Origin of the sequence: Kocuria rhizosphaerae (assembly GCF_044462265.1) — a bacterium.
Lineage (GTDB): Bacteria > Actinomycetota > Actinomycetes > Actinomycetales > Micrococcaceae > Kocuria > Kocuria rhizosphaerae.
On the sequence record NZ_JBISWL010000049.1, the window covers coordinates 1 to 1333 of the forward strand.

The 1333-nt window shown below is 73.4% G+C and carries 1 protein-coding gene; it reads left to right on the plus strand.

Going from position 1 to position 1333, the window contains the following annotated elements; all coding sequences use genetic code 11:
- Window positions 1-66: 66 nt before the first annotated feature.
- A complete protein-coding gene (locus tag ACH9EU_RS06090; protein WP_396413048.1) occupies window positions 67-1326 on the plus strand; it encodes a beta-ketoacyl-ACP synthase II in 1260 nt (419 codons plus the stop codon).
- The last annotated feature ends 7 nt before the right edge of the window (window positions 1327-1333 follow it).

Genomic DNA, 1333 nt, shown 5'->3' on the forward strand with positions numbered 1-1333 from the left:
GCCCCGCGGCCCCGCACACGGGCCGGCCTCCCCCCGCTTCACCCCAGGACACGAGGAAGTGCAGTCATGACCCGCAAAGTAGTCGTCACCGGCCTCGGCGCCACCACCCCGATCGGTGGCACCGTGCCCGAGCTGTGGCGCAGCGCCACCACGGGCGTCTCCGGTGTCCGAGCCATCGAGCACGACTGGGTGGACACCTACGAACTGGGCGTGCGGATCGCCGCGCCCGTCTCGACGCCCGCCACCGAGGTGCTGAGCCGTGTCGAGGCCAAGCGTCTGGACCCCTCCGGCCAGCTGTCCGTCATCGCCGGGCGCGAGGCGTGGGCCGACGCGGGCTTCTCCGGCCCCAACGCCGAGGAGACCGAAGAGGTCGACCCCGACCGCTTCGCCGTCGCGTTCGGCACCGGCATCGGCGGCGTCTGGACCCTGCTCGACGCCTACGACACCCTGAAGAGCCGCGGCGCCCGCCGCGTCATGCCGCTCACCGTCCCGATGCTCATGCCCAACGGCAACGCCGCCGCCGTGGGGATGGACCTGCGTGCCCGCGCCGCCTCGATCACCCCCGTCTCGGCGTGCGCGTCAGGGACCGAGGCCTTCTACCAAGGGATGAACCTCATCCGCTCCGGCAAGGCCGACGTCGTGGTGGTCGGCGGCGCCGAGTCGGCGATCCACCCCGTCACGATCGCGGCGTTCGCCTCCATGCAGGCGCTGTCCAAGCGCAACGACGAGCCCGAGCGCGCCTCCCGGCCCTACGACACGGCCCGCGACGGCTTCGTCATGGGCGAGGGCGCCGGGGCCGTGGTGCTCGAGTCGGAGGAGCACGCGAAGGCCCGCGGCGCGCGCATCTACGCCGAGCTCGCCGGCGCCGGCCTCACGTCGGACGCCTACCACATCACCGCCCCGGACGAGGAGGGCCGCGGAGCGGCCCGCGCGCTGGAGGAGGCCATGGCGACCGGGGACTTCACCGCCTCCGAGGTCAAGCACGTCAACGCCCACGCGACCTCGACGCCGCGCGGCGACGCCCCGGAGGCCGGGGCGCTGCGCCGGGCCTTCGGCTCCGCCGTCGACGAGATGTGCGTGTCCGCGACCAAGTCGATGACCGGCCACATCCTCGGCGGCTCCGGGGCCGTGGAGGCCGTCCTCACCGTGCTGGCGGTGCACCACCGCACCGCGCCGTGCACGATCAATCTCGAGAACCAGGACCCGGAGATCGACCTCGACATCGTCACCGGAGCCCGCGAGCTCCCCAGCGGGGACTTCGTGGCCGTGTCCAACTCCTTCGGCTTCGGCGGTCACAATGCCGTCGCCGCCTTCCGGACGGTCTGACCGGCGG

What these genes read in the sequence shown, in the direction of transcription:
- ACH9EU_RS06090 (WP_396413048.1), top strand. Translation starts at nt 67, where the DNA reads ATGACCCGCAAAGTAGTCGTCACCGGCCTCGGCGCCACCACCCCGATC.